A 1,408-nucleotide genomic window follows, 5' to 3' on the forward strand; every position below is an offset into this window, starting at 1 on the left:
GATGGTAGGTCTGCCACGGGATCGGGTTGGCGGCCCAATGGGTGATGAAGCCCAGCGAAAACGCCAGCAGGATGCCGACGGTGGTGACGGTGCCGTTGCGGAAAATCGTTTCGACCAGGTCTTCCCTGGGGTCCTGCTCGTCCAAGGGTCTCTCCCCGCGTTTCGCGGTCCAGGATAGACGCTCGGAAAATCTCTGTACACTGTCCGATCTGTCGCCGGACCAATCCCTTCAGTTCTGCGCTGAAGCGGCCGATGGAGCACGCACCGCTACCATCCAGACAACAGAAGAGGGGCTCGCATGGGCCCCTCTGTTGCTGAACGGGTCCTCCTCCCCTCAGAGACGGCAATAGTGGCGATATCCGTCGTGGCCGAGATAGGTATCGGAGTCTGCGTCGTAGCTGGCATAGCGATCGTAGCAGCGGCGGACATGCCACGAGCCACCGCCTTCGTCGACATAGACGGTGCGCGGCTGGGCGAGCAGGCTGCCGAGGACGAAGCCGCCGACGCCGGCAGCAATGCCGATGCCGATTTCGCGGTTGTGGTGATGGCTGTGGGCGGCCGAAGGCTGCACGGTGCCGGCCAGCGTGGCGGCGGCGACGGCGGTGGCGATAAGGCCGGAAACGAGTGTGTTCTTGAACATGACGATCTCCTTGCTTCGTTGACCGAGGCGATCCATCCGCCTCTTGATCATCTGTCGTCGCAGCCAGGAAAAAGGTTCGAACTTTTTTGATTTTTCTGAGATCCGGGAAATCGGATGGACCGAGGTCCACGCTGACGGCGACTGGAAGAGGTTGGAGAGGACGTTGATGCGGCCAATCTCCCCCATTTGCTGGGGCTACGCCATGCACATACCCGCTATGACTGGGGTGACTGATCGGCCCGAGGCCCGATTGCCGCGTGGGTCCCCCAATCCGTCGCTGCTTCGCAGCGCCACCTTTCCCCCTCCGGAGGGAAAGGAAAGGAGCGTTGCTGGGCGAGCGTTGACGGCAAAAGCTTGGCGCCTTCCCTCTACCCCGTCGATCGGGGGAGCGGTGGCTCGGCGGGGCCGAGACGGAGTGGGACCAGCGCCGCATAAGGCAATGCATGCGCCAAGCTGCCATGCACTCTATCGCCAAAGACCAGTTGCTTGGAAATGTGTGCATGCCGTAGCTTGCCGGGGATCAGCAGCTTTGCCGCCTTACTTCACGAGGTGATCGCCGAACGCAAAAAGGGCGGCCGAAGCCGCCCTCTTGGGGAATTGGGTCCCTCCATCAAAGGAAAATGATCACCCTGCCGTGCCTGTGGTGATGGTTGTGGTGGTGGTTGTAGTGCTTCCACCAGAACTTCTTGAAGTGCTTCTTGTGATGGTTGTGGTGGTGATGATGATGGCCATGCATGCCGTGGGCTGACGACGTGCCGACAGTGCCGG

Annotated in this window: 1 protein-coding gene; it reads right to left on the bottom strand. The window is 61.4% G+C overall.

Annotation, left to right across the window (positions count from 1 at the left end; all coding sequences use genetic code 11):
• Nucleotides 1–334: 334 nt before the first annotated feature.
• Nucleotides 335–640, bottom strand: coding sequence for a BA14K family protein (locus EN932_RS36110; protein WP_013531394.1), 306 nt, complete (start codon nt 638–640; stop codon nt 335–337).
• Between the last annotated feature and the right edge of the window lie 768 nt (nt 641–1,408).

The sequence above is a fragment of the Mesorhizobium sp. M7A.F.Ca.US.002.01.1.1 genome, from assembly GCF_004022955.1.
GTDB classification, from domain to species: domain Bacteria; phylum Pseudomonadota; class Alphaproteobacteria; order Rhizobiales; family Rhizobiaceae; genus Mesorhizobium; species Mesorhizobium ciceri.